At 73.1% G+C, this 1707-nt stretch carries 2 protein-coding genes and 1 pseudogene; all 3 read left to right on the top strand.

What is annotated here, in order from left to right; all coding sequences use genetic code 11:
* A partial coding sequence (locus I53_RS09045) for a dihydrofolate reductase family protein (RefSeq protein WP_043349431.1) occupies window positions 1–284 on the top strand: 284 nt, incomplete at its 5' end.
* 22 nt (window positions 285–306) lie between these two features.
* Window positions 307–729 (top strand): annotated as a pseudogene (locus I53_RS31110) (BRCT domain-containing protein); the annotation flags it as partial.
* Between the two features lie 72 nt (window positions 730–801).
* The coding region (locus tag I53_RS09035) for a 3'-5' exonuclease (RefSeq protein ID WP_106428177.1) at window positions 802–1707 on the top strand (906 nt) is incomplete at its 3' end.

Below are 1707 nucleotides of genomic sequence, written 5' to 3'. Positions count from 1 at the left end.
CGGGCGGGATCGATCTCCCGGCGGCCCTGGCGCAGCTGGCGAGGCGCGGCCTGACCCGCCTGTGCAGCGAGGGCGGCCCCCGCCTTGCAGAGGCGCTCGCACGGGCCGATCTGATCGATACCTGCACGCTGGTCACCGGTCCGGTGGAACTGGGACCGGCGGGCGGTCTTCCGGCGCTGGGGCCCGCCCTGGCGGAGGCCCTGGCGGGCGACCGGTTCCGCGAGGCCGAGCGGCTCACGTTCGGACCCGACGAGGCCGTGACCTACGAGCGCAACAGGACGTAAGCGATGTTCACGGGGTTGGTGTGCGGCGATCGCGCGCGCGGCGGCGCAGCGTCCCGGGGATGCCTACCGGGTCTTCGCCGATGACGGGGAGATCGGCCCGGTAGCGACCGATGCCCTGCTCCTGTTCTTCTCCGAGCCGCACAACGCCGATGCCGTCGCGGCTCTGCTCGACGCGGTCGCGGTCGAGCCGATGGAGCGGCCCGCCTCGGCCTCCGCCTTCGCGGGGAAGACCGTGGTCTTCACCGGCAGCCTGGAGAAGATGACCCGCAACGAGGCCAAGGCGGTGGCCGAGCGCCTCGGCGCCAAGGTGTCCGGCTCGGTCTCGGCCAAGACCGACCTCGTCGTGGCCGGCCCGGGAGCCGGCTCGAAGCTGAAGGACGCCCAGAAGCACGGCGTCCAGGTCGTGTCGGAGGACGATTGGCTGGCGATGGTGGCGCAGGGTTGAAGCCCGGATCCGGGCGGCCTAGACCTCGCGCGGAACACCCCGAGAACTCCCACCCGGCATGGTTGACCCTGGATGACGGTCCTGGCCCTCGACTTCGAGACGGCCAACGAGCGGCGTGACAGCGCCTGCGCGGTGGGCCTCGCCTGGATCGCGCAGGGTCGGGTCGTCCGCCGGGAGAGCCATCTGATCCGGCCCCCCGAGATGCGCTTCGCGCCGGGCAACATCCGGGTTCACGGGATCCTGCCGGCCGACGTCGCGGACAAGCCGGATTTCGCCACCGTGATGGCGCCCTATCTCGGCGATCTCGGGCGCGGGCTGATCCTGGCGCACAATGCGAGCTTCGATATCGGCGTCCTGCGGGCCGGCCTGACGCGGGCGGGCCTGGCGGTTCCCGATCTCGCGTATCTCTGCACGGTCCAGGTGGCGCGCCGGGTCTTCCCGGCGCCGGAGGGATGCGGGCTCGGCAAGGTGGCGCGGCGCCTCGGCATCCGCTTCGAGCATCACGATGCCGGCGAGGACGCCTATGCCTGCGCGGAGATCGCCCTGGCCGCGATGCGCGAGCGGGCGGTCGCGGACGTGCATGCCCTCGCGGCCGCGCTCGGCCTGCCGGTCACGCGGGCGGTCGGCGGCCCGGCAGGGCCGCGTCGCAGCCCGGGGACGATCAGCGGCCGGGCCCTGGCGGCCTTCCCCGACGAGCCTGCGGCTTTGCGATTCGCCATGCGGGGCTCGACCGGCAACCGCTACCACGTCAGCCTGGAGGAGCGGCCGGGCGGCCCGGAGCTGCGCTGCACCTGCACCGCCGGCCGCTACGGCATGCGCTGCCGCCACGTGAAGGCGCTGGAAGTCGGCGACGTCACCGACCTGCTCTCGGAAAATGCCGCCGACGTCGTCCTCCTCGCCCGGATGCTCGGCGCGAAAACGCGGGTCGCGGGCGCCGGCCTGATTCCGCTCAAGCCCCTTCGAGGCAGGTGCGGAAGG

Source organism: Methylobacterium sp. B1 (assembly GCF_000333255.1).
GTDB lineage: Bacteria > Pseudomonadota > Alphaproteobacteria > Rhizobiales > Beijerinckiaceae > Methylobacterium > Methylobacterium fujisawaense.
This window is presented reverse-complemented; position numbering and strand designations above follow the sequence as displayed.